General features: G+C 61.0%; 26 protein-coding genes and 2 tRNA genes. 20 read left to right on the top strand and 8 right to left on the bottom strand.

Translation table 11 applies throughout. From position 1 onward, the window contains the following. Nucleotides 1-140: 140 nt before the first annotated feature. On the bottom strand, nucleotides 141-542 hold the full coding sequence (locus CVS28_RS09280) for a hypothetical protein (protein ID WP_133159087.1): 402 nt from the start codon (nucleotides 540-542) through the stop codon (nucleotides 141-143). Between the two features lie 278 nt (nucleotides 543-820). On the opposite strand from CVS28_RS09280, the gene CVS28_RS09275 reads away from it, so the two are divergent. Further along, on the top strand, nucleotides 821-1,165 hold the full coding sequence (locus tag CVS28_RS09275; protein ID WP_103481308.1) for a hypothetical protein: 345 nt from the start codon (nucleotides 821-823) through the stop codon (nucleotides 1,163-1,165). Nucleotides 1,166-1,197: 32 nt separating this feature from the next. Here the strand turns inward: CVS28_RS09275 and CVS28_RS09270 are convergent, their stop codons facing one another. Continuing rightward, nucleotides 1,198-1,407 (bottom strand): helix-turn-helix domain-containing protein, encoded by a 210-nt coding sequence (locus CVS28_RS09270; protein WP_103481307.1) that lies wholly within the window; start codon nucleotides 1,405-1,407, stop codon nucleotides 1,198-1,200. Between the two features lie 136 nt (nucleotides 1,408-1,543). On the opposite strand from CVS28_RS09270, the gene CVS28_RS20435 reads away from it, so the two are divergent. From CVS28_RS20435 to ettA, 4 genes are all read left to right on the top strand, one after another. Further along, the gene (locus tag CVS28_RS20435) at nucleotides 1,544-1,855 is read left to right on the top strand and encodes a helix-turn-helix domain-containing protein (protein WP_103481306.1); all 312 of its coding nucleotides are present in this window, start codon (nucleotides 1,544-1,546) and stop codon (nucleotides 1,853-1,855) included. A 218-nt stretch (nucleotides 1,856-2,073) separates the two neighbouring features. Further along, nucleotides 2,074-2,703 (top strand): single-stranded DNA-binding protein, encoded by a 630-nt coding sequence (locus CVS28_RS09260; protein ID WP_103481305.1) that lies wholly within the window; start codon nucleotides 2,074-2,076, stop codon nucleotides 2,701-2,703. A gap of 43 nt (nucleotides 2,704-2,746) precedes the next feature. After that, nucleotides 2,747-3,274 (top strand): DUF6993 domain-containing protein, encoded by a 528-nt coding sequence (locus CVS28_RS20140; protein ID WP_243399803.1) that lies wholly within the window; start codon nucleotides 2,747-2,749, stop codon nucleotides 3,272-3,274. A 94-nt stretch (nucleotides 3,275-3,368) separates the two neighbouring features. Next, entirely contained in the window at nucleotides 3,369-5,051 is a 1,683-nt protein-coding gene (gene ettA / locus CVS28_RS09250) for an energy-dependent translational throttle protein EttA (protein WP_103465492.1), read from the top strand. A 188-nt stretch (nucleotides 5,052-5,239) separates the two neighbouring features. On the opposite strand, the gene CVS28_RS09245 is transcribed toward ettA, so the two are convergent. Further along, nucleotides 5,240-6,145 carry an acyl-CoA thioesterase gene (locus tag CVS28_RS09245; RefSeq protein WP_103481304.1) on the bottom strand — a complete coding sequence of 302 codons (906 nt, stop codon included), beginning with the start codon at nucleotides 6,143-6,145 and terminating at the stop codon, nucleotides 5,240-5,242. Nucleotides 6,146-6,281: 136 nt separating this feature from the next. Here CVS28_RS09245 and CVS28_RS09240 point away from each other — a divergent pair, with 136 nt between their 5' ends. Both CVS28_RS09240 and CVS28_RS09235 read left to right on the top strand, forming a co-directional pair. Beyond that, entirely contained in the window at nucleotides 6,282-6,767 is a 486-nt protein-coding gene (locus tag CVS28_RS09240; RefSeq protein ID WP_103481303.1) for an acyl-CoA thioesterase, read from the top strand. Next, nucleotides 6,767-7,435, top strand: a complete 669-nt coding sequence (locus CVS28_RS09235) for a DUF8185 domain-containing protein (RefSeq protein WP_103481302.1) — start codon at nucleotides 6,767-6,769, stop codon at nucleotides 7,433-7,435. The genes CVS28_RS09240 and CVS28_RS09235 overlap by 1 nt, the downstream gene beginning before the upstream one ends. Before the next feature lie 101 nt (nucleotides 7,436-7,536). Here the strand turns inward: CVS28_RS09235 and CVS28_RS09230 are convergent, their stop codons facing one another. The 5 genes from CVS28_RS09230 to pepN all read right to left on the bottom strand — a co-directional run bounded on the left by CVS28_RS09230 (nucleotide 7,537) and on the right by pepN (nucleotide 13,001). Continuing rightward, a complete protein-coding gene (locus CVS28_RS09230) occupies nucleotides 7,537-7,971 on the bottom strand; it encodes a globin (protein ID WP_103465623.1) in 435 nt (144 codons plus the stop codon). 142 nt (nucleotides 7,972-8,113) lie between these two features. Continuing rightward, nucleotides 8,114-8,845, bottom strand: coding sequence for a mechanosensitive ion channel family protein (locus CVS28_RS09225; protein WP_243399815.1), 732 nt, complete (start codon nucleotides 8,843-8,845; stop codon nucleotides 8,114-8,116). Nucleotides 8,846-8,923: 78 nt separating this feature from the next. After that, nucleotides 8,924-9,406, bottom strand: a complete 483-nt coding sequence (locus CVS28_RS09220) for an OsmC family protein (protein ID WP_103465497.1) — start codon at nucleotides 9,404-9,406, stop codon at nucleotides 8,924-8,926. Nucleotides 9,407-9,466: 60 nt separating this feature from the next. Continuing rightward, nucleotides 9,467-10,285, bottom strand: a complete 819-nt coding sequence (locus CVS28_RS09215; protein ID WP_103481300.1) for an SGNH/GDSL hydrolase family protein — start codon at nucleotides 10,283-10,285, stop codon at nucleotides 9,467-9,469. Between the two features lie 166 nt (nucleotides 10,286-10,451). Further along, a complete protein-coding gene (gene pepN / locus CVS28_RS09210) occupies nucleotides 10,452-13,001 on the bottom strand; it encodes an aminopeptidase N (protein ID WP_103481299.1) in 2,550 nt (849 codons plus the stop codon). A gap of 235 nt (nucleotides 13,002-13,236) precedes the next feature. On the opposite strand from pepN, the gene CVS28_RS09205 reads away from it, so the two are divergent. From CVS28_RS09205 to CVS28_RS09145, 13 genes are all read left to right on the top strand, one after another. Then, entirely contained in the window at nucleotides 13,237-14,280 is a 1,044-nt protein-coding gene (locus tag CVS28_RS09205; RefSeq protein WP_133159086.1) for a DUF1648 domain-containing protein, read from the top strand. A 4-nt stretch (nucleotides 14,281-14,284) separates the two neighbouring features. Beyond that, nucleotides 14,285-15,280, top strand: a complete 996-nt coding sequence (locus tag CVS28_RS09200) for a hypothetical protein (RefSeq protein WP_103465501.1) — start codon at nucleotides 14,285-14,287, stop codon at nucleotides 15,278-15,280. Between the two features lie 74 nt (nucleotides 15,281-15,354). Then, the gene (locus tag CVS28_RS09195; protein WP_103465502.1) at nucleotides 15,355-15,828 is read left to right on the top strand and encodes a ribose-5-phosphate isomerase; all 474 of its coding nucleotides are present in this window, start codon (nucleotides 15,355-15,357) and stop codon (nucleotides 15,826-15,828) included. 86 nt (nucleotides 15,829-15,914) lie between these two features. Further along, the gene (locus tag CVS28_RS09190) at nucleotides 15,915-16,877 is read left to right on the top strand and encodes an Fpg/Nei family DNA glycosylase (RefSeq protein WP_103481297.1); all 963 of its coding nucleotides are present in this window, start codon (nucleotides 15,915-15,917) and stop codon (nucleotides 16,875-16,877) included. Nucleotides 16,878-16,990: 113 nt separating this feature from the next. Beyond that, nucleotides 16,991-17,064, top strand: a tRNA-Gly gene (locus tag CVS28_RS09185). A 468-nt stretch (nucleotides 17,065-17,532) separates the two neighbouring features. Beyond that, nucleotides 17,533-17,605, top strand: a tRNA-Pro gene (locus CVS28_RS09180). Between the two features lie 89 nt (nucleotides 17,606-17,694). Then, nucleotides 17,695-19,062, top strand: a complete 1,368-nt coding sequence (tig, locus tag CVS28_RS09175; protein WP_103481296.1) for a trigger factor — start codon at nucleotides 17,695-17,697, stop codon at nucleotides 19,060-19,062. Between the two features lie 289 nt (nucleotides 19,063-19,351). Beyond that, entirely contained in the window at nucleotides 19,352-19,972 is a 621-nt protein-coding gene (locus tag CVS28_RS09170) for an ATP-dependent Clp protease proteolytic subunit (protein ID WP_103465505.1), read from the top strand. Between the two features lie 41 nt (nucleotides 19,973-20,013). Next, a complete protein-coding gene (locus tag CVS28_RS09165; RefSeq protein WP_103465506.1) occupies nucleotides 20,014-20,688 on the top strand; it encodes an ATP-dependent Clp protease proteolytic subunit in 675 nt (224 codons plus the stop codon). 191 nt (nucleotides 20,689-20,879) lie between these two features. Beyond that, entirely contained in the window at nucleotides 20,880-22,166 is a 1,287-nt protein-coding gene (gene clpX, locus CVS28_RS09160; RefSeq protein WP_103465507.1) for an ATP-dependent Clp protease ATP-binding subunit ClpX, read from the top strand. 109 nt (nucleotides 22,167-22,275) lie between these two features. Continuing rightward, nucleotides 22,276-22,902, top strand: a complete 627-nt coding sequence (locus CVS28_RS09155; RefSeq protein WP_103465508.1) for a mycothiol-dependent nitroreductase Rv2466c family protein — start codon at nucleotides 22,276-22,278, stop codon at nucleotides 22,900-22,902. A 415-nt stretch (nucleotides 22,903-23,317) separates the two neighbouring features. Beyond that, on the top strand, nucleotides 23,318-24,463 hold the full coding sequence (locus CVS28_RS09150; RefSeq protein ID WP_103481295.1) for a glycosyltransferase family 4 protein: 1,146 nt from the start codon (nucleotides 23,318-23,320) through the stop codon (nucleotides 24,461-24,463). Then, complete coding sequence (locus CVS28_RS09145; protein WP_103481294.1) at nucleotides 24,460-25,818, top strand: UDP-glucose dehydrogenase family protein; 1,359 nt, start codon at nucleotides 24,460-24,462, stop codon at nucleotides 25,816-25,818. The genes CVS28_RS09150 and CVS28_RS09145 overlap by 4 nt, the downstream gene beginning before the upstream one ends. Nucleotides 25,819-25,823 lie beyond the last annotated feature (5 nt).

Raw genomic sequence — 25,823 nt, 5'->3', positions numbered from 1 at the left:
GACCAACATCCTCGGCCTTGATGGAGTGGCAGAAGCCCCGGTCAAGCCAGATAGCTTCGCGGATTTCGCAATGGATGGCCCCGTCAGCGAGGAAGCATACGACAAGTACAGGGGAAACGATGAGAAATATGGGCTCTGGATCATGTGGTTTGACCACTACTCAAAACCTCGGCGGCAGTTTCTACCGGCAGGTTCTTTGAAATGGTCAGATATTGATGAACTGACCGAGACTGGAGGGGTGCCTGTTCGTCAAGACGGGCATGCTTCAGTGTTGTACGATCCATCCACGCGCCTCGAACGTTTTCTAGGACGGCCAGAATGGAAACCGCGGGCGAAACGGAAGTGATTACCAGGAACGTCCAGCCCATGAGGGTCGCGTTGTAGTCCACTGTCCAAGCCATGAACCACAAAAAGACAACCGCCACGACTACCGGCAGGACCACATACACAACTTCATAGCGGTGCCGCCAACGAAGGGTAGCAGCGAACAAAGCCCTTTCCGCTGAGCGATACTGCCGTTCGCTGAGGCGTCCAGTATCCACGCTCAGCTCCTGGCGGCTCACGCTGATGCCTGCCTTGACTTGGTGGCGGCAGGCGGGGGTGACGCGACTCGCTTGGGGGAAGAAATCACGTCACCCCCAGATGAGGGGGCAGGAGACGGGGCGGCGGCGATTGGGGGAACCGCCGCCACGTCCTGCAATCCACCGACACGCGCTGCTGGGAAGGAGTCCGCAGCGTTGTTGGTGGTATCTCCTACAGTTGGATTTGGCACGCCCGAACCAGGCACGGTCCGGACGGCACCAACCGAAGGAGAATTCTTATGGCCATCATGAGAGTCGGGGATTTTCAGTTTTCCGCTGATGATATGACTGTTCGCCGCTATCAAAGAGTCATTCTCAAACGGTTGTTGACCGGAAAGAATCTCTTTTTCCAAGGCGCTGGATGTCGAGAACCCGATGAAGTCGCCGAAAGTTCCTTCGTGGTCAACATCGGCCCTTCGAGTGAACTTTCCTTCCACTACGACAGCGCAAATGTGCCGCTGCTCGAGGTGGGCGATGAGATTGCCGAGATATTGAGCCAAGAAGTTGAATTCGTCGGGGTGCTGATCTCGGGGGGCATCGACTTGGAGGACGATCGGCTTAGAGCCGATAAATCCGGAGACTAAAGGAGGGGTCGATGCGTCCACGCCTGACCTGCTCATGCTGTGGCCTGCCCGTGAGAAGTATCAGGGGCGGCGAGCGCGATGATGTCTTCGCGGTTGAAGAGGAAGGCGCCGCGGATGCCTGGGAGTTTTTTTGCCGGCGTTAGTTTGCCACGTTCGACGAGTCTGATCACGGTGCGGTAGCCCTTGCCTGACAGCTCGGCTGCCTGACTCGTTGTGACTAGCTCATGATCTGTTTTATGCATGTGTCAAACGTAACGCACATTTAGCACATGTCAAATGTTTGCTTGTATGAAGTTTTTTGTGGTGTGCAGCGAATTACAAAAAGAAATGCGATTTGACGGGTGGACAAATCCGCGATGAATGACATAGCTTTGACACATGAGCATTCAACCAATGCATAGCCGAGTACCTGAATTTCAGCTGAGAGACCGTCTTCGTCTGGCACGGGAGCTACAAGGGCTGGAACAAATCGAGATCGCGGGCGAGCTCGGTATTAGTCGAGCCACCGTCTCAAACTACGAGCGCGGGGTAACGTCACCGGGCAAGCTTGTTCTCAACGCGTGGGCAGTGGTCTGCGAGGTCGATGTTGAGTGGCTGAAGACTGGCGCGGCGCCGACGGGCCCCGATGGCGGCGGTGAGTCCGGGCATGGTGGGGGTGGCAAGTTAATGAACCTACGGACTACAGATTAGAAGGCTCCTGCTCTATCCGCTGAGCTACCGAGGCGCGGCCATAAAGACTGGCCGGATCTAAATTATCAGGTTTATTGACTTATCTCTTCCTCCACAGGCCCAGCCAGCTGACAATCCGTCCACAATCCCCGCTTTCCCACTGGTTCAGGCCTTGGCAAAGGCGTTTGCTGGATGCAAGGGATCACCGCCGCAGCTGCGGCCTAGAGAGAGGTATTGCCATGGCCAACACAATCACCATCAGAGGATTCGCAACGACAGGGATCGAGCTGCGCACCACGCCCGCAGGCCTGGTTGTTGGGGATTTCCGCATGGGTTCCAACGAGCGCCGCCCCGATCCCATCACCAATGTGTGGGCAGATGGGCCCACCAACTGGTTCCGCGTCAGCGCTTTTCGCGCACTGGCCCAGAATGCGGCGGCAAGCATCCACAAGGGCGACCGCATCATTGTCGTGGGCAAGCTCAAGATCAATACTTTCCTGCGCAAGGACGGAACACCCGGCACCAATGTGGAGATCGTGGCCGAAACCATTGGGCCGGACCTTCTCTTTGGCACCGCCCACTACATTCGCGTGGCCAGCGCCCATCCTGTAGGCCGAGACTATTCCGGGACCGACGCCGATCCCTCCGCCGCGGGCAGGTTCACCTCCGGCGGTGGAGCGGAGGTGGTCCATTTTCACGACGAAGATCCTGGGCCGGACAATGCGACCCACGATGGTGACGATCAAGGCGAGGGTTCCGAAGACACCGAGGATCCTGCAGCCCTCGCGGACGATCAGGAAGCAACGGAAGACGGTGAGGTAGTCAATACGTCCACGGGTGAGCTCATTAAAGAAGACGTGCCCTTCTAGGGGAAATGGACGAGCGCGTAGCCGGTCATGGCAGAATGGCGTGGTGACTTTGGAAAAGATGACACCCCGCCACTTGCCAGCAGCCCGTCGTTTGAATGGGCGTGCTGTCGGAGTATCAGTCCTACTGGCTGCTTCCATGGCTCTGGGCGGATGCTCCTTACTGCCGTCGGGCAATCAGGGCAATCAGGGCACGGAACCCAAACCGGCCGCAAGCACTGCGGCTCCGGCTGAGCAGGACGTCGCAAAGCCACCAGCCAAGCCCGCCGAGCCACTTTCTGCGGCGCAGGAGCTCTCGGACAAAGTGAAGGCCTCACTCACCAAGTTGGCCACCGTTACCAAGGCTCCCAACCGTGAGCAAATGTTGGCAGCCATGCTGGAGGCCGGTGCCGTCAAGGAGCAGGTTGAGCTTTCCGTTGACATCACGCCCACAGGCCTTGCCGTTGATGCAGTTGAGTCCGCTACGCGTGTAGCCGAGGAGTGCGTCATTGGCCAGGTGCGCGATGGCAATGTCGCAGTGATGGTTCTTCCAGTGCTGGCATCCGGGCGTTGCTTCGTCGGCGACATCCACTAATCCACACACCACCTGACTCGGCGTCGATGACGCCTTGCTCACTAATGTCGCAGCGAATGTGAGATATGCGCCTGCACCCACTAGCCTTGGGGGTATGGCGGAATTTATTTACACGATGTCCAACACCCGCAAGGCTGTTGGCGACAAACTCATTCTTGACAACGTAAGCATGTCCTTCTTCCCGGGTGCCAAGATTGGCGTCGTCGGACCCAATGGTGCAGGTAAGTCGACCATTTTGAAGATCATGGCTGGTTTGGACACTCCCTCCAACGGCGAGGCTCGCCTGAGCCCCGGCTACACTGTGGGCATTTTGCTCCAGGAGCCGCCGCTGAATGAGGAAAAGACCGTCCTGGGCAACGTCCAGGAAGGCGTTGGTGAGATCTACGCAAAGATCAATCGTTACAACGAGATCTCTGAGGAGATGGCCAGCCCCGACGCTGACTTCGACACCCTCCTTGAAGAGATGGGCAAGCTGCAGGAAGCAATTGACGCTGCCGACGCTTGGGACATCGACTCCCAGCTGGAGCAGGCCATGGACGCACTGCAGTGTCCGCCGGGAGACTCCGACGTCACCGTCCTGTCCGGTGGTGAGCGCCGCCGCGTCGCCTTGTGCAAGCTCCTGCTGCAGAAGCCTGACCTGCTGCTTCTGGATGAGCCCACTAACCACTTGGACGCCGAGAGCGTGCAGTGGCTCGAACTTCACCTGAAGAACTACGCCGGCGCTGTCCTCGCCGTGACCCACGATAGGTACTTCCTCGATCATGTCGCGGAATGGATCGCCGAGGTTGACCGCGGCAAGCTCTACCCCTACGAGGGCAACTACTCCACCTACCTGGAGAAGAAGCGCGCTCGTCTGGAAGTCCAGGGCAAGAAGGATGCCAAGCAGGCCAAGCGCCTCACCGAGGAACTTGACTGGGTTCGCTCCAATGCCAAGGGCCGCCAGACCAAGTCCAAGGCTCGTCTTGCCCGGTACGAGGAAATGGCTGCCGAGGCCGACCGCACGCGCAAGCTCGACTTCGAAGAAATTCAGATTCCGCCGGGCCCGCGCCTGGGTGGCATCGTTCTGGAAGCCGAGAACCTCAAGAAGGGTTACGGGGACCGCGTCTTGATCGACGGGCTCTCCTTCACTTTGCCCCGCAACGGCATCGTTGGCGTCATCGGCCCGAACGGTGTTGGTAAGTCAACGCTCTTCAAGACCATTGTTGGCCTTGAAGAGCTCGACGGCGGCAACCTCAAGGTGGGCGAATCGGTTAAGATCTCCTACGCCGACCAGAGCCGTGGCGGCATCGACCCGGACAAGACCCTGTGGGAAGTTGTTTCCGACGGTCTTGACTACATCCAGGTGGGCAACGTTGAAATGCCTTCCCGCGCCTATGTTGCAGCCTTTGGATTCAAGGGCCCGGACCAGCAGAAGAAGGCGGGTGTGCTCTCCGGTGGTGAGCGCAACCGCTTGAACCTGGCGCTGACCCTGAAGCAGGGTGGAAACCTGTTGCTTCTGGATGAGCCCACTAACGACCTTGACGTGGAAACCCTCAGCAGCCTGGAAAATGCACTGTTGGAATTCCCCGGCTGTGCCGTAGTGGTATCGCACGATCGCTGGTTCCTGGACCGTGTGGCCACCCACATCCTCGCCTACGAAGGCACCGATGAGAACCCGGCCAACTGGCACTGGTTCGAGGGCAACTTCGATTCCTACGAGGAAAACAAGGTTGAGCGCCTGGGCGCCGATGCGGCCCGTCCGCACCGTGTCACACACCGCCGCCTGACCCGCGACTAGAAGTACATGAAGAATGGCCGGTCCCTTCAAGGGGACCGGCCATTCTTGGTCTAGGGGGTGGATTGCGCGGTTTGGCTGCTCTGACTGGACAGATAATGCCGCTATAAAATGTCATTGCGGCATTATCTGCCCAGTCACGGCGGTTGGCGGGTCAACGCGTGCCCCAGTGACGGCCCGGAAGCGAAAGATTAGTCCGTCAGCGTGCCTTCAGGGACGCGCATCATGCCCTCTTGAGCTACGGTGGCGACCAGTACGCCGTCGCGGTTGAAGAAGCGGCCCAGGTTCAGCCCGCGGGCCTCGGAAGCGCTGGGGGATTCGGCTACATAGAGCAGCCAGTCGTCCACCTGGAGCGGGCGGTGCCACCACATGGCGTGGTCCAGGCTGGCCACACTGATCCCCGGCATGGCCCAGCTGATGCCGTGGCGGCGCAGGGACGGTTCCAGCAGCGTGTAGTCGCTGGCGTAGGCAAGGGCGGCCCGGTGCAGATTCTGATCCGTCGGCATAGGACCCAGCGTTTTGAGCCACACGGCCTGATGCGCCACTTTCTCGCCCTTGACGTCAAAGTAGATATTGGCCCCTACGTGACGGATGTCGAAGGGGCGCTCGTACGCCCACGCCTGGGCCACGGGGTGGTCGATCGCACCCAACAACTGGGCCGACGTCGGCAGCGTTTCAGGGGCGGGGATGCCCTCGGGCATGGTGTCCTGATGCTCAATGCCCTGGTCGGGACGCTGGAATGAGGCGATCATCGACAAAATGGGCGCGCCGCCCTGGTACGCGTGCGCCCGGCGGGCCGAGAAGGACCGGCCGTCCCGCAGGCGCTCAACGCCGAAGGTGATGGGGGAGGCGGCGTCGCCCGGGCGCAGAAAATACCCGTGCATGGAGTGCATCAAGTGTTCGCTGCCCACCGTGCGTGAGGCGGCAACCAGCGACTGAGCCAGAACCTGGCCGCCAAAAAGGCGCGGCTGTGGCGCGTTGGCGTTGCCCAGGCCCACAAAAATATCTTCATCTGTCTGAGCTCCGCCGGCGTCGGAAAGCTCCAAGATGCGCAGAAGGGTTTCCATGGGGTCAGCTGTTGGTGGCTTCGCATTCATAAACGTGACTCTATGTGTCCGCGGGCCGTAGCGACAAATGGTCTTTCGGGCATGAATCAGCCCGCTCCGGGCGGCTTTGCTGTGACCTTGCCAACTTCGATTGGTGGCGCCCCTGCGGCTTTGACATGATGAAAGCATGGCATCAGGCATCCAGATCTCCCAGCAAATACGTTTCGGCGACATTGACTCGTACGACCACGTCAACAATGTTGTCTTCCTGCAGTATTTGGAGGATGCCCGCGTTCAGCTGACCTACTCTGAATTGCCCGGCGGAGGCACCTTCCAGGACCTGGTGGGCCAGGACCTGTTCACCCTGGTGGGCCGCAATGAAATCGAATACCTGGCCCCCATCAGTTTCCGCCCCAAACCGATCTACGTGAACATTTGGATCACCAACATTGGCGGCTCCAGCTTCGACTTCGGCTACACGGTCACCGAGGCCGACACCTCAGTCATCTACGCCCAGGCCGCCACCTCCATGGTGCTGGTTTCACGCAGCACCGGCCGCCCGGTCCGGCTCACCGATCCCCAGCGCAGCGCCCTCGAGGCGTGGCGAGGGGACCCCGTGCCGTTCAAACGCAGCCCCGCCCGCCCCGCCGCCACAATTGAGGGAACCCACTGATGTCCACCGCCACCCACACCGATGAACTGGTCCTGGCCGACGCCGGAACCCTCGCCGATTTGCGCACCTTTGTGACCCGAGCCCGTGCCGCGGACGACGGCGCCATCCGGCTTCAGGGGGCAGGTCACGTCCTCGCGGCTTATGTGTGCGTCATGCGTGCCAAGCTCCTGGGCGAAGGAACCCCCACCATTCTTGGCCTGCGCACCATGGGGTTGGCCTCGGCGTCGAATGTTGATGTCACAGTCTCGCTGTCCTCGGTGGCCGACCGACTGGCCCGCATGGACAACGACGACGTCCGGCTGCCCGTTCCGCCCATGACCGTGAACGAATCGTGGGCTGCCGTAAGCGCACCCCGCAGTGCATGGGAGGAGGTGGCCACTGTCTCCGCCGACACCCTGATTGCTGTGGCAAAAGCAGGCGTGCAGGAAATTGGCCAGATCATCCCAGTGAATCCGGGTGCCCTGCTAGTGAATAATGTTCGCGCCTCAGTGTGGGGCCGGCCCATGGACGCGGTGCCCGGCGATGTCCCCGGTGGCGCGGCGTTTGCGGCCTACGCCCTCGGCTTTGTGGCTCCTGGCGAATCCGGAACCATTTTCCGCTCCCACAAATGGCTGCGCATCAGCACCAACCGCGGCCACATTCTGGTCCGCCCCAAGTCAGTGCTGTAACCGTCCGCCCCAAACCGGCCCAACCCGCCTGCCGAACGGGCAGTAGTTGTTGATGTTGCCGCTAAACATCAACAACTACTGCCCGTTCGCGGGGCCGGATTCTAGGCGGAGTTGACCAGTGAGTGCGCCGCCCGCTCCAGATAGTCCCAGAGCGTCGCCTCATGCAGGGGGGAGAGCTCCGCTGCGTCCACGCCCTTGCGCATTGCCGCCAGCCAATGGTCACGTGCCTCGGGAGTCACGGCGAACGGGACGTGGCGCATGCGCAGGCGCGGGTGTCCTCGTTCCTCCAAATAGGTGCGCGGACCTCCCCAGTACTGCTCAATGAACATCAGCATGCGGCGCTCTGCCGGGCCCAAGTCCTCTTCGGGATACATGGCCCGCAGCAGCGGATCGGCCGCAACGCCCTGGTAAAACACATGGATGATCTTCGCAAACGTCTCATGCCCGCCAATCTGGCCGTAGAACGTGTCAGAGTAGTCGGCCGGTTCCGCTTCCTCAACTCCCTGAACAGGACCGGCGGGCAGCTGCTGTCCCATGGTGGTGAGAAGGGGCAGCGTGCGTGGCCGCGGTTCACCAAAGCTGGGCGGAAGGGGGGTGCCGGCGGGATCGTTCCCTGCGGCGCCACCGGTGTGGGAAGCTGAAAAGTTGTGCTCGGAACTCATGGCGTTGATGCGCTTTCTATTCTGAAGATTCTGAGGGTTCGTTGGTCAAGGGCGTGGACGACGCCGGAACGAGCCCCGGTGCCGGCGCGGCACCGTTGCCCGGGGTGCTGGGGGAGTCGGGCGCCTCGGGTTCTGGCGCCGGTTCCTGGTAGGTGCCCTTGGAACGGTTGCCCAGACGCAGGATTTCACCGTTGCGCAGGTACCACAGCGTGCCGTCCTCGGCCATCACGCGGGTGATGCGCAGGCCCAGGTATTCAACCGTGCCAATGACCTCGCTGGTTTGGATGACATCGCCAATCCCATACTGGTCCTCGATGGTGATGAAGATCCCGGCCAGGAAATCGCGGATCAGCTGCTGGGCGCCAAAGCCAACAGCAATGCCCACCACTCCCACGCTGGCCAGCAGCGGGGCGATGTTCACCCCAAAGGCCAGCAGGAGGTAGAAACCCGTCACCACCACAACAATGCTCGTCAGGATTGAATTCAACAAGGTGCCAATGGTGTGGGCCCGTTGCACGCGGCGCTCATGGTCAAGGGCGCGAATCATCGGATCTATGCCGCGCAGCATGGGCGCGGCCCAGCGCATGGACGTCTGGCCCATCGGGGCCCGATCAGACTTGGCATGTTTGAGCAGGATCCGGATGAAATAGTGCAGAACCACCCAGACCAGCAGTCCAACGACTATCGCGATGCCTGCCTCGAGCAGGTTGTCCCAGAGGTTGTCGCCGGGGTTGTCAATGTTTCCAATACCTTGCACGCTGTGTTTACCTTGCATCTGTGGGGGACAGGGGGAACCCTTCCACCCTAACGCGGTCACGCGCGGGAGTCAGTCCTGTGTGGGCGCAAGCACTTCGGGCACGTGGTGCACGGGGAAGTTGACGCTGCGGGCAATGAAGCATTTTGCGCCAGCCTCGGCATGCAGGCTCAACGCCAACTCTTCCGTGGCGGGATCGGCCACGGCGATCCGCGGGTGCAAGGTTACCGATTCAAATTGGCCGCTGCCATCGGGGTTCAGTATCAGTGTGCCGGTGGCGGTGTCCTCGTACTTGGTGACGACCACGCCGTGCAGGACAGCAACGTGAAGGTAGGAGAGCATGTGGCACTGCGAGAGCGCAGTGACCAATAGCTGCTCGGGGTTCCACCGTTCACGGTCCCCGTGAAAGGTTCTGTCGGCGGAACCCAGCAGGGTGGGCAGGCCAACGGCCGTGACGCTGTGGTCGCGGCCGTAGTCCCTGTAGGCGGATGTCCCGGTGCCCCGGTTGCCCGTCCAAAAAACATTTACCTCGTAGTGGTGAAGGTTCAAAGCCATGGTGCCAAGCCTAACTCCCAAGGGACCTCGAAAGGCCCAAGGAGGCTACGCGCTTGCCCCCTACAGGAACACCTTCAGGGCTGAAGTGTATCCGGACACGTATCCGGCAGCGTTTGGGTGGAACACAAACGGGTTTGCTTCGCCTGGCCCCACAATCCACTGTGCAGGTCCCGAGGGGATCCCATGGCCGGCAAAGGCCCACGCGACGGGAACATAGCGTGCACCGTTGCTCAGTGCCGAGATGGCGAGGGTGGTGTTGAGCAGGTCCGCGGCGCCATTCATCAGCTTGGCTGTCTTCACTTGATCGGCAGGGTACCCCAGTTGGGCCATGTTGCCTGGTTCAAACAGTCTCGGATAGCCCACAAAGGCGATCTTCGCCGACGGGACTTTTGCCTTGATGGCCTTGACCAGCAACTTGATCTTGCCGGGCAGCAGCGTCAATTTCTGCAGCGAAGCCTTCAACGCCGCCGTGCAGACGGCGCTTTCCGGTGCTGCCAGGCAAGCCGCAGAGACATCTCCCGTGCCAATGTCATTGCCGCCCACTGTCAGCGTGACCAGTTTGGTGGTGGTGGGAATCAGTGGCACCTGGTAGGTCTGGACGTCTTCGGTCTTGGCGCCATAGCAGGCAAGGTTGAGCATGACTTTGCCCGTTGCGGCCGCGTAGGCGTTGCCGTAGCCGTTGGGGCTTTGCAGACAGGGCAGCACCTCAGCGCCGCCGCCCGTTCCTGCAGAGTAGGAATCGCCCATCACTGTGTAGTTGACAGGCGGTGCCGATTGGGCTGTGGCCGGTACTCCGGCTACTCCCGCGATGAGCCCCAGACTCAGCAACGCCGCTACGCCTGTGCGCGCGGCCAACTTCCTCAAAGATAGCGAGTTCATGCCCTGAAGCTACCCCTGAATCCGCTGCGGCGGTAGGCTTTTGGGCACGATAGTTTTCACCGCTTCCGCGGCTGTGGAAGCGTAAATAAACACATGCAAAACGCCTCCCGCTACCGGCAAAAACTGCTGGCCGCGGGAGGCGTTTTATCTGCGGGGATCCAGGGGACTAGTGGTCCGCTGCCTGCGCCTTCAGCGCCCGCACCACACCGTCCCGGCTTTCCACCAGCAAGCGTCGCAATGCCGGCGTTGAATCGCCCAACGCAGCCAGGAACGCATCCGTGGCCGCCACCGTGGAATCCTGGACAAGCTGGGAGGGGTACAGCCCAGTGATGATGGTGGAGCTGATCTCGTAAGACTTCTCCGCCCACACCCGCTCAATTGAGGCAAAGTACGCAGCCACATACGGTTCCAGCAGGGCTGTATCCCAAACTTTGGTGAACCCGCCGATGGCTGCGCGCTGAATCGAGTTTGCCGCATCACCCTGTACGACGACGGACTCCCAGGTCGCAGCCTTGGCCTCGGCTGTGGGGATGGCAGCGTGTGCCGTGGCTGCCGCGAGCTGGCCGGTCTGGGTGTTGTCCAAGGCCAGGGCGGCGTCAATGACAGCACCAGGTGCCCGGCCGCCGGCCGCCAGGGAGGTCAGGAATTCCCAGCGCATGTCGGTGTCCAGCGTCAATGAATCCAGTTCCTGGTCCCCGTCCAGCAAGGACTGGACCAGATCCAGTTGCTCACCGGACTGGGCGTGGGCGGCAAAAGCCTTGACGAATTGCAGTTGAGCGTCGGAGCCCGCGCCTGCCGACTGCGCCAGCGCCCAGAGGGAATCGGCGGCAGCAACGGCCGTGGCTTTCTGGTGCCCGGGGGCAACGTAGAGGCTCAGTGCGGTGGCCAGTTGGCGCAGCAGCACCATGATGACCGTCGAATCGGATTCGAGGCCAATCGTGGCCAACACAAACTCGACATATTCGCGGGCGGGGGTTTCGCCGTCGCGCGTGGCGTCCCAGACGGACGCGGAGACGAGTGTCCGGGGCAGCGATTCCTTGAAGTCCTGCAAGTGCGTCTTGGCCGTGGTGAGCGAGGCGGCATCGAGGCGGATCTTGGCGTAGGCGAGGTCGTCGTCATTGAGCAGAATCAACGCCGGGCGCTTCATGCCGACCAGCTCGGGGACCGAGGTGACGGCCCCGTCCACATCGAGTTCAACCCGGTGGGTGCGGACCAGCTTGCCAGTGTCCTCACCGTCAGTTGCCAGGTTGTAGAAGCCAACGGCTGTGCGGTGCGGGCGAAGCGTGGGGTGCTCGGCAATGGCGGACTGGAGGATCGCAAACGAGGTGATGACGCCGTCGTCCGTCACTTCAAGAGCAGGCTTGAAGGTGTTCACGCCAGCCGTCTCAAGCCACTTCTCCGTCCACGCAGACAGGTCGCGGCCACTGGCGGCTTCCAGCTCCACCATGAGGTCCGGCAGCTCGGTGTTGGACCAGGCGTGCTTGCCGAAGTAGGCGCGCACACCGGCCATGAACTCTTCCTGGCCCACCCAGGCCACCAGCTGGCGCAGAACGGAGGCACCCTTGGCGTAGGTGATGCCGTCAAAGTTGACCAGCACGTCCTCAAGATCATTGATCTCTGCCTTGATGGGGTGGGTGGAGGGCAGCTGGTCCTGGCGGTAGGCCCAGCTCTTTTCCAGCGAGGAGAAGGTGGTCCACGCATCCACGTACTTGGTGTTCTCGGCGGCGGCCAGGGTGGACATGAACTCGGCGAAGGACTCGTTGAGCCACAGATCGTTCCACCAGCGCATGGTCACGAGATCGCCAAACCACATGTGGGCCAGCTCGTGCAAGATGGTGATGGCGCGGCGTTCCACCATGGCGTCGGTGACCTTGGAACGGAACACGTAACTTTCCAGGAACGTGACGGCGCCGGCGTTTTCCATGGCGCCGGCGTTGAACTCGGGGACAAAGAGCTGGTCGTACTTGGGGAACGGGTACGGGGTGCCGAACTGCTTCTCAAAGAACTCAAAGCCCTGCCGGGTCAGCTCAAACACGTTCTCCGCATCCATGAATTCCATGAGCGACTTCCGCGCAAACACGCCCAGCGGGATGATGCGGCCATCGGAGCTGGTCAGTTCGCTGCGAACGCTCTCGTAGGGTCCGGCGATCAGCGCCGTGATGTAGCTGGACATGGTCAGCGTGGGCTCAAAATGCCAGCTGGACTTGCCCTCTCCAGCGGATTCCGGGGCAGGGGTGGGGGAGTTGGAGATGACGTCCCAGTGCGCAGGCGTGGTCACGTGGAAGGTGAACGCTGCCTTCTGGTCAGGCTGCTCAAACACGGCAAACATGCGGCGGCTGTCCGGCACCTCAAACTGGCTGTACAGGTACACCTCGCCGTCCACGGGGTCCACAAATCGGTGCAGGCCCTCGCCCGTGTTCATGTACAGCGCGTCGGCTTTGACGGTCAGTACATTCTCGGCGGCGAGGTTCGGAAGCTGGATGCGGACGCCGTCGGACACCTGTGCAGGGTCCAGCTCGACGCCGTTGAGGGTCACCTGGTGCACAGCGGCGGTGACGGCGTCAATGAACGACGCTGATCCCTCCTTTGCACTGAACTCCACCGTGGTGGTGGAGGCGAAGATGGTGTCCGAGGTGGTCAGATCAAGTGTCACGTCATAGCTTTTGACGGTGAGGGTGGCCGAACGCTCAATGGCTTCGGCGCGGGTCAAATTCATACCAGGCAAGGTGTTGCCTTCCATTCATTGGGTGGGTGGAGCATGGCCGCGGACCCTGTGTGAGCATGTCCGGCGGCACATTGAAGTGATTCTTATACGTTACTGCTCCTGAGCCTGCCGGGACGGGAACATGGCCGCATTTGATCAGTGCGAGCGCTTCGGGCAGGGTTGGCAGGGGGCTGTTAGCGCCCTGATGGAATGACTAGATCGATTGTATGAAGGTGGGCCGTTTTTCGTGGGGGAGCAAGTGCGTGGTGTTGAGGCGGAGAAAACGTACAACCGGCAGTGGTTGATTGGCCTGATTGTGGGGCCATTGCTGCTGGGAGTCCTGGCCGCGGTGTGGATGCTCACGGTGGCGGACAGGCTGCCGGCTGAGCTGGCCTCCCACTGGAACGCCAAGAATGAGGTGGACGGCTGGATGTCCCTGGTGAGTACGGTGTTGATGGCTGTGGGCATGGGCGCCCTGGGCGCGTTCATTGCTCCGCTGGCCTTATTGTTCCGTGCGCAGTCCCTGCTGTTGGCCCGCGTTGGCGTGGGCAGCGGGGTGGCTTTTGGCGTGGGCCTGGTGGCGCTGTCCGTAGCGGTCGCTGCGGGGCAGCTCGACATTGTGGACACGTCAAAAGCCGAACTTAGTGCACCTGTCATGGCCGTTGGTGTGGGGCTGGCGTTCCTTGGTGGCTGCGGGGCGGCGTGGTTGTACAAGCCGGGCGAGGTGGACCGCGAGCAAAGCCCCGAGGTGGTGGCGGCCAATCAAGCTGCCGCAACTGCCGGTTCAGCCGGTTCAGCCGGTGCCCTAGCGGCGGCACAGGCCGCGCGTGGGGAAACCCTGCAGATCAAGGTGTCCATGGGTGCGTGGAGCTGGGTGCTGAGTCTGAGTGTTGGCACAATCACGGCACTGAGTACATATTTCATCTTCCCGGCTCTTGCCCTGCTGGGTGTGGTGCTGGCCGCCATCCTGTGGATCTTTTGCCACGGCACAGTGGTGATAGGGCCCGACGGCGTCAAGGTGCTGGCTGGCGGGTTCGTCAAGGTCATGCCGCTGCAATGGAAAGAAGTACGTGCCGCTTCTGTGGAGGATATCAAGGCCATGGACTTCGGCGGCTGGGGCTACAGGATGACTGGCGGCAGCGTTGGATTCATCATGGGCAATGGCCCGGCAGTGGTCATTAAGTCCGGGTTCCACCAAACGTTTGTTATCTCCATGCCCCATGCCGAAACAGCCGGCGAAGCTGCCGCGCTCATTAACGCTTACGTCCTTGCCGGAACAGTGAAAAACTAAAGCCATGGGATACGGCAGCGGAGAGGGCACCACGCACGAGCGGCGCATGGACGCGCGGGCGTTGCGGTTTGCCATCGTCTTTGCCGTGCTGCTCTCCGCAGCGTTGCTCCTTGGCGGCTTCCTCATCAGGGCACAGCTGCCCCATGGTGTGGTGCCGCCCTTGGGAGGCAGCCCCCTGCCGGTTCCGACGTTCCTGGGGATAGGGGTTGCGCTGATCTTGCTGCTGGGTGCCGGTCTGGGCAGCCAGGGAGCCCGCATTTCCCTGCCTTCCACTGCACGGCGCGTGCTCCTGGGTGTTGCCGTGGCGCTGCAATTGGCGGTCTTTACCCTTTTCGTGGCCACACTTCTGGGCCAAGGGGCACAAGGCGGGTTGTCCCCAGTGCGCGTGGATGGCTTTGTGCTCCTCATGGGGTGCGGTCTTGCTGCCGCCATGGGGGTGGTGCTCTCCATGACCTTCAAACCTGTTGAACAGTGGAGCGCCGCCGATGACAGGGCCATGGCGCGGGCGTTGGAGGCCGCGAAGGATCCAGCAGCCAGCAATGACAAGCTGGCCTACTTCCTGCACCCCCGTAGTTCTGTGGTCATCATGATCTTGCTGACAGGCATCCTGCCGGGAACGTTTCTGGCCCTGATCAACCCCTGGATCTTCGTCGCAGCCGCCGTGCTTGCCTTGCTCGTAGTTGGCATGCTCTGTGCCACCGTGGAAGTGGACAGGGCACAGCTGAGCGTGAAACTGCTGGGATTGGTGCCCGTGCTAATCGCACCGTGCGAAGGGCTGGATGCGGCGGTTTCGCTGGACATCGTTGCCAAGGACTACGGAGGGTGGGGCCTGCGCAAGCACAGCGGCTCCGCCACCTTCCTGACACACTCGGGCGCCGCCGTCGTACTTCGCCAAAGTGACGGCGGGACAGTGGTTGTCAGTGCCCCGGACCTGGACATTGCCGACGATCTGGCACAGATCCTGAACCGTCGGGCGGGCAAGGCGCCGGGCCAGCACTGACCGGTCCCGGACGTGGCACCGTCATGGGTAGGCTTGAGCGTGACGTAATCACCCGCACAGACGAAGGAATCCTCATGCGCGTTCACATCGCAACAGACCACGCCGGCATGGAGCTCAGCGCCCACCTCATCACAGCCTTGGCCGCCAAGGGCTACGACATGGTTGACCACGGCCCACAGGCCTACGACGCCGAGGACGACTACCCCTCCTTCTGCATCAACGCAGCGCTCGCAGTGGTTGCCGACCAGGCTGCCGGCGTTGACGCACTGGGCATTGTGCTGGGCGGGTCCGGCAACGGCGAGCAGATTGCCGCGAACAAGGTCAAGGGCGTCCGTGCGGCACTGGCGTGGAACCTTTCCACGGCAAAGTTGGCCCGCGAGCACAACGACGCCAACGTGGTTGCCGTGGGCGGCCGCCAGCACAGTGTTGAAGAAGCCACGGAGATCATCGAAGCTTTCCTGGCCGAGCCGTTCAGCGACGCCGAGCGCCACGTGCGCCGCATCGGCAAGATCGCCACGTACGAGACCACCGGCGAAGTCGTCGACTAGCTTTTTGGCTCCCGCATTTGGGGGCCGCTCTGTTCCGACCGTCCTGTTCCGACCGCCATGTCTGATCGTCATGCCTAGGAGAAGCCATGCCTGAGGGCCATTCAGTGCACCGTTTGGCCCGGCAGTTCCAAGACGTTTTTGGTGGGGCCAGGCTGGCCGTCTCCAGCCCGCAGGGGAAGTTTGCCGCTGGCGCCGCGAAGATTGACGGGCACGTCTTGGACACTGCACAAGCCCACGGCAAGCAAATGTTCCTGTATTTTTCGCACGATCTGGTGATGCGCGTGCACCTTGGCCTCTACGGGGCGTGGGATTTTGGTGGCGACTCCACCTTTGCAGGAGCCTCCAGCATTGGTGCGCCGCGGCGCATCGGCGAGCAGGAAGTCGCCGATGACGATCGGGGAGGACGTGGGGACTACGCCGGGCCTCCGGAACCCAAGGGTGCGGTGCGTGTCCGGCTGGTCTCGGAGCATGGCTGGGCTGATCTGCGCGGCCCCACCGCCTGCGAAGTGGTCACACCGGCCGAAGCGATCGCGGCACGCAACAAATTGGGCCCCGATCCCCTAAACAACGGCCCAAGTGACTCCGCGGAGTTTGTTCGCAGGATCCGCAAAAGCAGCACCAGTATCGCCGGGCAGCTCATGAAACAGGATGTCCTGGCCGGCGTGGGCAACGTCTACCGGGCAGAAGTCCTGTTCCGTTTGGGTCTTGATCCGATGCTCCCCGGCACCAGCTTGCAGGGCGAGGAGGCGCAGGCGCTCTGGGATGACACGGCGCTCATCATGGCCGACGGTGTGCGCGACGGCCGCATCATCACCACCGAGCTGTGTGACCGGCCATCAGGCCTTGGCGTCGGCGTGGGTCACGCGGGTTCAGGCGCAACTTCTGTCGCAGCGACGCCATCGCGCCCCAACCAGGACGTCCCGGTAGAGGATGCCCACTATGTGTACAAGCGTGAGGGCCTGCCCTGCCGGCATTGCGGCACTGAAATCGCCATGAAGGAGCTGGGCGGCCGGAAGTTGTATTGGTGCCCGGCCTGCCAAGGCGACTGAGTGTGAAAATGCGGGAACGGCGGCATTTTTCAAGGCAGCCGTCCATCGATTTGCAGGACCGGCAAAATGGTTGATAGTGTTACGGAGTTGTTCGGCCGCAAGCCGAAAAATTCGGGGGCGTAGCTTAATGGTAAAGCCTTAGTTTTCCAAACTAATGACGCGGGTTCGATTCCCGTCGCCCCCTCCAAATAAACGAAATCCCTGGCCAGTCGGCCGGGGATTTTTTCATGCCGTCCGGTTCCCTGGGCTCTGCGCAGTGCTGGACCCCACGACGGCGCAGCTCTGACACTGGCGCCAAACTCGTCATCACGGATGCGCATAAACAAAGTGTCCCTGGGCTATGCGCGGTGCTGGACCCCACGACGGCGCAGCTCTGACGCTGGCGCCAAACTCGTCATCACGGATGCGCACAAACAAAGTGTCCCTGGGCTATGCGCAGTGCTGGACCCCACGACGGCGCATAAGCAAGGGGCTGCGGTTGGCTGCAAGAACGTTGGGCAAAATCGCACCAATACTGCGAGAGGGTTTGGTGGCGGGTGCGGTGAAAGCGAAACCTAGGCAGCCGCCGTCGTACGCAAAAACAGGCAAACGGCGCGCGGGGGAGTGCCGATTGTGCATCTGAGAACTTTTGCCCGTAGACTGTTCCGGGCAACTACGGGGCGTAGCGTAGTGGCTAGCGCGCCTGCTTTGGGAGCAGGAAATCGCAGGTTCGAGTCCTGTCGCCCCGACTTCAGCATTATCCGGTTCACGTTTGGTCAGTGACTGCCCATGTGCTGGGCCAATATATCCATCAACAGACCATCAGGAGTACCACGCTGTGAAGAGCGCTGTCGAAAACCTCACACCTACTCGGGTAAAGCTCGATGTTGAGGTTTCTTTTGAGGAATTGAAGCCCAGCATTAAAGAGGCTTACAAGACTATTGGTACGCAGGTCCAGGTGCCTGGCTTCCGTAAGGGCAAGGTCCCCAACTCGTTGATCGACCAGCGCGTTGGCCGGGGCTACGTTCTGGAAACAGCCATCAACTCCGGCCTCAACGGCTGGTACCAGGAAGCTGTTGTCGAGAACAAGCTCGTGCCTTTGAGCCGTCCCGAGGTTGAAATCACCGAGGTTCCCGATCCCACAGGCACCGACGGTGTCGTCAAGTTCCACGTTGAACTGGACATCCGCCCCGAGATCGAACTGCCTGATTACGAGGGCATCGAGGTTGAGGTTGCAGCTGTTGAAGCTGACGACGCCGACACCACCAAGGCACTGGACGAGCTGCGCGCCCGCTTCGGCACCTTGATCGCTGTTGACCGCCCGGCTGTCGAGGATGACTTCCTCACCATCGACATCGCCGCCAAGATCGACGGCGAAGAGGTTGACTCCGCGTCCGACCTTTCCTACCAGATCGGTGCAGGCAACATGCTTGACGGCTTGGACGAGGCAGCAACAGGCCTCTCCGCCGGCGAAGAAGCAATCTTCAACACCAAGCTTGCCGGTGGCGAGCACGCTGGTGAAGAAGCACAGGTCACCGTCAAGGTATCCTCCGTGAAGGTCCGCGAATTGCCCGAGGCAAACGACGACTTCGCTCAGTTGGCTTCCGAGTTCGACACCATCGCTGAACTGCAGGAAGACTTGGCCAAGCAGGCCGCCGAGTCCAAGACTGTTGAGCAGGGCGTTGAAGCTCGTGACAAGGTCCTCGAGAAGCTCGTTGAGCTCGTTGAGGTTCCCGTCCCTGATTCCGTGATCGCTGATCAGCTGGAGCAGCACTTCAAGCCTGAGAACGCACACGGCACCGAAGAGCACGACACCGACGAGCACCGCGCCGAGGTCAAGGAAAACACCGAAAAGGCTTTCCGCAACGAGATCATCCTCGACGCGATCGCTGAGAAGGAAGAGATCAGCGTCAGCCAGGCTGAACTGATCGACTACATCGTTTCCTCCGCCAGCCAGTACGGCATGGACCCGAACCAGTTCGCTCAGATGCTGGACTCCTCCGGCCAGGTCAACATGATTGTTGGCGAAGTTCGCCGCCGCAAGGCTCTGGCAGCTGTTCTGGCCAAGGCATCCGTCAAGGATTCTGCCGGCGCTGCAGTAGACCTGACTGACTTTGTCTCGGTTGCTTCCGAAGAAGACGAGACCACCGAAGATGACGTCATTGAGCCCACAGCAGTTACTGATCCGGGCGAAGTTCGCATCTAGTGTGCTCCCCGTTCAGGGGTAAATAGTTTTTCCAACCGTTGCCGGTTCCTTCTCGAAGGAGCCGGCAACGGTTTTTTTCTGCCCTCACCCAACTACTCCGAAAGCTGGGTCCACGGCCCCGGTTTATTCCCGCCGACCGCCCCTCTTCGGGTATCGTGCGCCGACAGCGAACAGTGTACTGATGGACCCCAAAGCGCCGCCAAAAAGGGCTACTGTCCAAGTAGTGAACATTAGTGATGGTTACGTTGGGCTCGCCCGGCGGACCGCACGAAGGAGAGGTAAACCCACCATGGCACAGCACACCACCCCCACGATGGCTAGCGCGGACCCGTCCGGTTCGGACCAGTACATCTACAACCGCCTGCTCAAAGAACGCATCATTTGGTTGGGTTCAGAGGTCCGCGATGACAACGCCAACCTGATCTGCTCGCAGCTGCTGCTGCTCTCGGCTGAGGATCCTGAAAAGGACATCTACCTTTACATCAACTCACCCGGTGGCTCGGTGACGGCCGGCATGGCCATCTACGACACCATGGAGTTCATCCCCAACGACGTCGTCACGGTCGCCACCGGCCTGGCCGCCTCCATGGGACAGTTCCTGCTCTCCTCGGGCACCAAGGGCAAGCGCTACGCGACACCCAACGCACGCATCCTCATGCACCAGCCTTCAGGCGGCATTGGCGGAACGGCGTCGGACATCAAGATCCAGGCCGAATTGATCCTGCACATGAAGAAGGTCATGGCTGAACTGACAGCAGAGCAGACCGGCCAGAGTGTTGAGAAGATCCTCATCGACAACGACCGCGACAAGTGGTTTACGGCCGAGCAGGCTCTGGAATACGGCTTCTTCGACAAGATCGCCCGTCACGCAGGAACCGTTGCCGGTGGCGGCGGAACCAACGCCAAGTAAAGCAAGCCAAAGAGAAACTAAGATTTCAGGAGCAACCGATCATGACTTACAACTTTGGCAGCACAGCTTTTGGCCACACTGCCGGCAACCTGCCCTCCAGCCGCTACGTGCTCCCGCAGTTCGAGGAGCGCACACCTTACGGCTTCAAGCGCCAGGACCCGTACACCAAGCTTTTCGAGGACCGGATCATTTTCCTCGGTGTCCAGGTTGATGACGCATCGGCCGACGACGTCATGGCTCAGCTTCTCGTGCTGGAAGCCGATGACACTGACCGTGACATCACCCTCTACATCAACTCTCCCGGCGGATCGTTCACGGCCATGACGGCCATTTACGACACCATGCAGTTCATCCGCCCGGAAATCCAGACCGTCTGCCTGGGCCAAGCTGCCTCCGCAGCAGCCGTGCTGCTCGCGGCCGGTGCCCCCGGCAAGCGGTTGGCCCTGCCCAACGCCCGCGTGCTGATCCACCAGCCGGCACTCTCTGGCGGCCAGGGCGGCCAGGCTTCTGACCTGGAGATCCAGGCGAACGAGGTCATGCGCATGCGTGAATGGCTGGAGAACACCTTGGCGGATCTGTCCGGCCGCACGCCGGAGCAGGTCAGCAATGACATTGAGCGTGACAACATTCTTACGGCCGCCCAGGCCAAGGAATACGGTCTGATCGATGAAGTATTGGCGCCGCGCAAGATGAAGGCACCAGCGATCACACGCTAGATTCCGTGGGGACAACCGCCGGGACAGGGGACACGACATTCCCTTGTTCCGGCGTTTGCTTTCCACTCAATGTCCATGGCGTGGATTAGAGTAGAACTTAGCTTGTAGGACGTTTCCGGCACGAGCCGGCAACGAATAGAGTTTCAGAGATAACAACGCCCCCGGCGGGTTATTCGCGGAAGGACACATCGATGGCCAGGATGGGCGAAAGCACCGATCTGCTGAAGTGTTCTTTTTGTGGAAAGAGCCAGAAACAGGTTCGCAAACTCATTGCCGGCCCCGGTGTCTATATTTGTGATGAATGCATTGAATTATGCAATGAGATTATCGATGAGGAACTGGCAGAAGTAGCCGATCTGGACGCCTTCGACCTGCCCAAGCCTCGGGAGATCTTTGACTTCCTGCAGGAATACGTCGTTGGTCAGGAACCCGCCAAACGGTCGTTGGCCGTTGCCGTGTACAACCACTACAAGCGCATTCAGTCCGGGCACGCCGTCAAGAGCAACACCATTTCCAGCGGCGTCCACGATGACGTCGAGATCGCCAAGTCCAATATTCTTTTGGTGGGCCCCACCGGCTGCGGCAAGACCTACCTGGCGCAGACCCTGGCCCGACGCCTGAACGTTCCGTTCGCCGTCGCCGACGCCACCGCCTTGACTGAGGCCGGGTATGTGGGTGAGGACGTTGAGAACATTCTGCTCAAGCTCATCCAGGCGGCCGATTTTGATGTGAAGAAGGCCGAGCAGGGCATTATTTACATTGATGAGATTGATAAAATTTCGCGCAAGTCCGAGAACCCCTCCATCACCCGTGACGTTTCCGGTGAGGGCGTGCAGCAGGCTCTGCTGAAAATTCTTGAAGGAACAGTTGCCTCCGTACCGCCGCAGGGCGGCCGCAAGCACCCGCACCAGGAATTCATCCAGATCGACACCACCAATGTGTTGTTCATTGTGGCCGGTGCCTTCGCCGGTTTGGAAGAAATCATCGGCTCACGCGCAGGCAAGAAAGGCATCGGCTTTGGTGCCCCGCTCAGTGCACTCAAGCAGACGGAGGCCAGCTACGCCGACGTCATGCCCGAGGACCTCCTCAAATTTGGTTTGATCCCGGAGTTCGTTGGCCGCCTGCCTGTCATTACCACCGTCACCCAGCTGGACCGCCCCGCACTGATTCAGATCCTGACGGAGCCGAAGAACGCGCTGGTCAAGCAGTACCAAAAAATGTTCAGGATCGACGGCGTTGACCTTGAGTTTGACGACGAGGCCCTGACGGCCATCGCCGATTTGGCGCTGGTGCGTGGCACCGGAGCCCGCGGCCTGCGTGCCATCTTGGAAGAAGTGCTCCAGCCGGTCATGTTTGACCTGCCCAGCCGTGAGGATATTGCCACCGTGGTGATCACTGCCGACGTCGTCGGGAAGAAATCGGAGCCCACGCTGATCCCTCATGAAGTGGCCGCCAAGCGCAGGAACAAGTCAGCCTAAGGCGCTCCCTGCTGCTGCGGAATAGACCCGTGGCCATTCTGGTTGTTGGAACTATGGGCTCATTGCCCTCATGGCCTTTTGAATCCACGAACCACCTAGGAGATTTAACGTGTCCGAGAACGTTGCAGTTGCCCCTGAAGCCGCCGATTTTTGGTTTGACCCCGCCTGCCCGTTCGCCTGGGTGACCTCACGTTGGATTGGCGAGGTGGAGCAAGTCCGCAACATCAAGGTTGACTGGCACGTCATGAGCCTTTCGGTGCTCAATGAAAACAACCAGGACCTGCCCGAGGCGTACAGGGAGCGCATGGATAAGGCATGGGGCCCGGTTCGTGTCATTATTGCGGCCGTGCAAGAGCACGGGGAGCAGGTCATCAAGCCGCTGTACGACGCCATGGGTACCCAGATCCACAACAATGGCAACACGGACATGGCTGACGTCATCGCCAAGTCGCTGGCCGAGGTGGGCCTGCCCGCCGAACTCGCAGCAGCAGCCGCCACAGATGCTTACGATGTGGCGCTGCGCGCCAGCCACGCCGATGGCATCAGCAAGGTGGGCCAGGACGTGGGCACACCCATTGTTTCCTTCAACGGCACGGCGTTCTTTGGCCCTGTCATCACCCGCATCCCGCGCGGTGAGGAAGCCGGCAAGCTGTGGGACGCCACCGTCACGTTGGCCAGTTTCCCGTTCTTCTTCGAGATCAAGCGCAGCCGCACCGAGGACCCCCAGTTCGGGTAATTTGTGCAGCACGGGGCCGGAGCAAATTACACTAAAGTAATTTGGGTCCGGCCCTTGTTTTGTCTTCTTGGCAGGCGCATACTGGTTCTTACCCAATCCGCCAAGGAAAGGGCTAGCAGGTACCAGAAATTCAGTGACTGAACCATCTGATACATGAGATACCGTTTCGACGGGATGCTCGCATAGGTTCATTGACACCGGTGACGCGGTGAAAAGTCCTGAAAGTTAATGGCACCCGTTAGACCGCTAATCGTCACGTAGCGGGATGAAAGTCGAAGCCCCACCGACGGCAACAAGCCGATGGGGCTTCCCCTTTGCCCAAAAACGAACCGGCCATCAGCCTGTTCACCCACTCTTCACCGCAACGTTTCGCCAGCGGCCCACGGCGTCAACCTGGACCGGTCATGGTTGAACCGTGAAGGTTGCAATAGTTGCTGAATCGTTCCTGCCGGATATGAATGGGGTGACCCATTCACTACTGAAGATCATGCAGCACCTGGATGAGCGCGGTGATACTGTGCTGGTCATAGCACCATCCACCTTGGAGAATGCCCCGGGAATGGTTGAAGGTGCAACAGTCAGGCGGCTGCCTGCGGTCCCCTTGGCAGGGTACCGAAACATCCGTGTTGCCGTTGGCGGCGTTGCTCGGGTCAAAACACTTCTGGCCGAATTTGGGCCGGATGTTGTGCACCTTGCCTCGCCCTTTGTCCTTGGATGGAGGGCTGTGAGGGCAGCGGCAGCGCTGGACATTCCCTCGGTGGCCGTCTACCAAACCGACGTCCCCGGTTATGCAGCCAAGTACGGGCTGCCGTTCCTTGAAAACTGGGCGTGGCTCCGCGTGGAACGCATCCACATGGCAGCCACCAAAACACTGGCCCCCTCCACGGACTCCTTGAACCAGCTGCGCGGCCATGGCATCCCACGCGTGGAGCTGTGGCGCAGGGGCGTGGACACCGAGCGTTTCCACCCCAGCAAGCGCAGTGTGGCTTTCCGCCGGAAAGTGGCGCCTGCGGGCCACAAGATCATTGGCTATGTGGGTCGGCTGGCCTTGGAGAAACAGGTTGAGGATCTGGCTGTGCTCGCCTCCGTCCCCAATTCCACGCTCGTCATAGTCGGCGACGGGCCGCAGCGCGAAATGCTCGAATCGGTCCTGCCCCATGCGTACTTCACCGGATTCCTTGGGGGAGAAGACCTTGCTACAGCCATGGCGTCCTTTGACCTTTTTGTGCACCCTGGTGAGTTGGAAACTTTTTGCCAGACCATTCAAGAGGCCATGGCCTCGGGTGTCCCCGTCATAGCCACCGGCAAGGGCGGCCCCGTGGATCTGGTTGATTCCTCCCGCACGGGCTGGCTCTACGCCCCGGGCAATCTGGGTCAACTTCTGGGCTACGTCAGCGACCTCATCGGCGACGATGCGAAGCGTGCCGCCTTTGGTGCGGCAGCGTACGAGCAGGTTCAGGGCCGCCAGTGGTCCGTCGTTTGCGAGCAGCTGATGGGCATATACAACCAAGCCATTGCAGACCACCCGCGGCTCACCGCCGCGCTGAAAGGAATCAAATGAAAATTTCAGTCATTGGCGCGGGCTATCTGGGCACGGTACATGCGGCCACGCTGGCCTCCATGGGTCACCATGTGATTGGCCTCGACACAGACGCCGCCCGGATCGAGACGCTGGCCCGCGGCGCGGCCCCGTTCCACGAGCCCGGCTTGGCTGAGCTGCTTCAGGACGGGCACAGCAGCGGCCGGCTCACCTTCTCCACAGACCCGGCCCGTCTGGCGGATGCCGATGTTCATTTCCTCTGTGTTGGCACACCCCAATCCAGGACGGGCAATGATACCGACCTGAGTTTCCTCCTGTCCGCCGTATCAGCCCTGCTCCCGCATGTGCGCCCCGGTGCCGTGGTGGTTGGCAAGTCAACAGTGCCTGTCGGAACTGCAGCCATCGTGGCGCAAATGCTCCTTGACACAGGAGCAGCCCTGGCCTGGAACCCGGAATTTCTGCGCCAGGGAACAGCTGTTCAGGATTCTCTGGCTCCGGACCGGCTGGTCTATGGAGTGCCCAGTGATGCCAAGGGCACCCAAGCTTGCTCAATGCTTGACGTCGTCTACGCACCACTGCTGGCACGTGGCACCCCACGGCTGGTCACCAACTTCGCCACAGCGGAACTGATCAAGGTGTCCGCGAATGCCTTCTTGGCCCTGAAACTTTCTTACGTCAATGCAGTGGGTCAGCTATGCGAGCAGGTGGGGGCCGACGTCGTACAGCTGTCCCAGGCGCTGGGGCTGGATGAGCGCATTGGCGGGCGCTACTTCCACGCAGGGGTTGGATTCGGCGGCGGCTGCTTGCCCAAGGATTTGCGTTCCTTCAGGGCACAGGCTCATCGGAATGGGGTTGAGTCCCTTGATGAGATGCTGTCCCTGGTCGACGGCATCAATGCCGATGCCCGCTACCACACGGCCGAGGCGGCGGTCCGGCTGTGTGGTGGTTCGGTCCGGGGACGGGCCATTACGGTTCTCGGCGCCACCTTCAAACCGAACACGGATGACATCAGGGATTCCCCTGCGTTGGATGTGGCCAGCCAGCTTGCGGCGCAGGGTGCGCACGTGACAGTCACCGATCCGCAGGCGGGGGACCACGTATGGCTGCAGTATCCGCAACTTACCTTTCAAAGCGACGTCAGTTTGGCCCTGCGTGGCGCCGACATGGTGCTGTTGCTGACGCAATGGCCGCAATTCCTGTCGCTTGATCCGGCGCTGACTGCCGCACTGGTGCAGCGGCCGGTGATGCTGGATGGGCGCAACGCACTCGATGCCGCAGCGTGGCAGGCGGCCGGGTGGGAGTATCACGGGATAGGACGCGGCCAGGTTCTTGCCAAGAATGTGCCCTCCGCTGGGTTGTCCCAGGCCGCTGCGTAGGGACG

Origin of the sequence: Arthrobacter glacialis (assembly GCF_002909415.1) — a bacterium.
GTDB lineage: Bacteria > Actinomycetota > Actinomycetes > Actinomycetales > Micrococcaceae > Specibacter > Specibacter glacialis.
The sequence above is the reverse complement of the archived record's forward strand: the minus strand, read 5'-3'. Positions and strand labels throughout refer to the sequence as shown.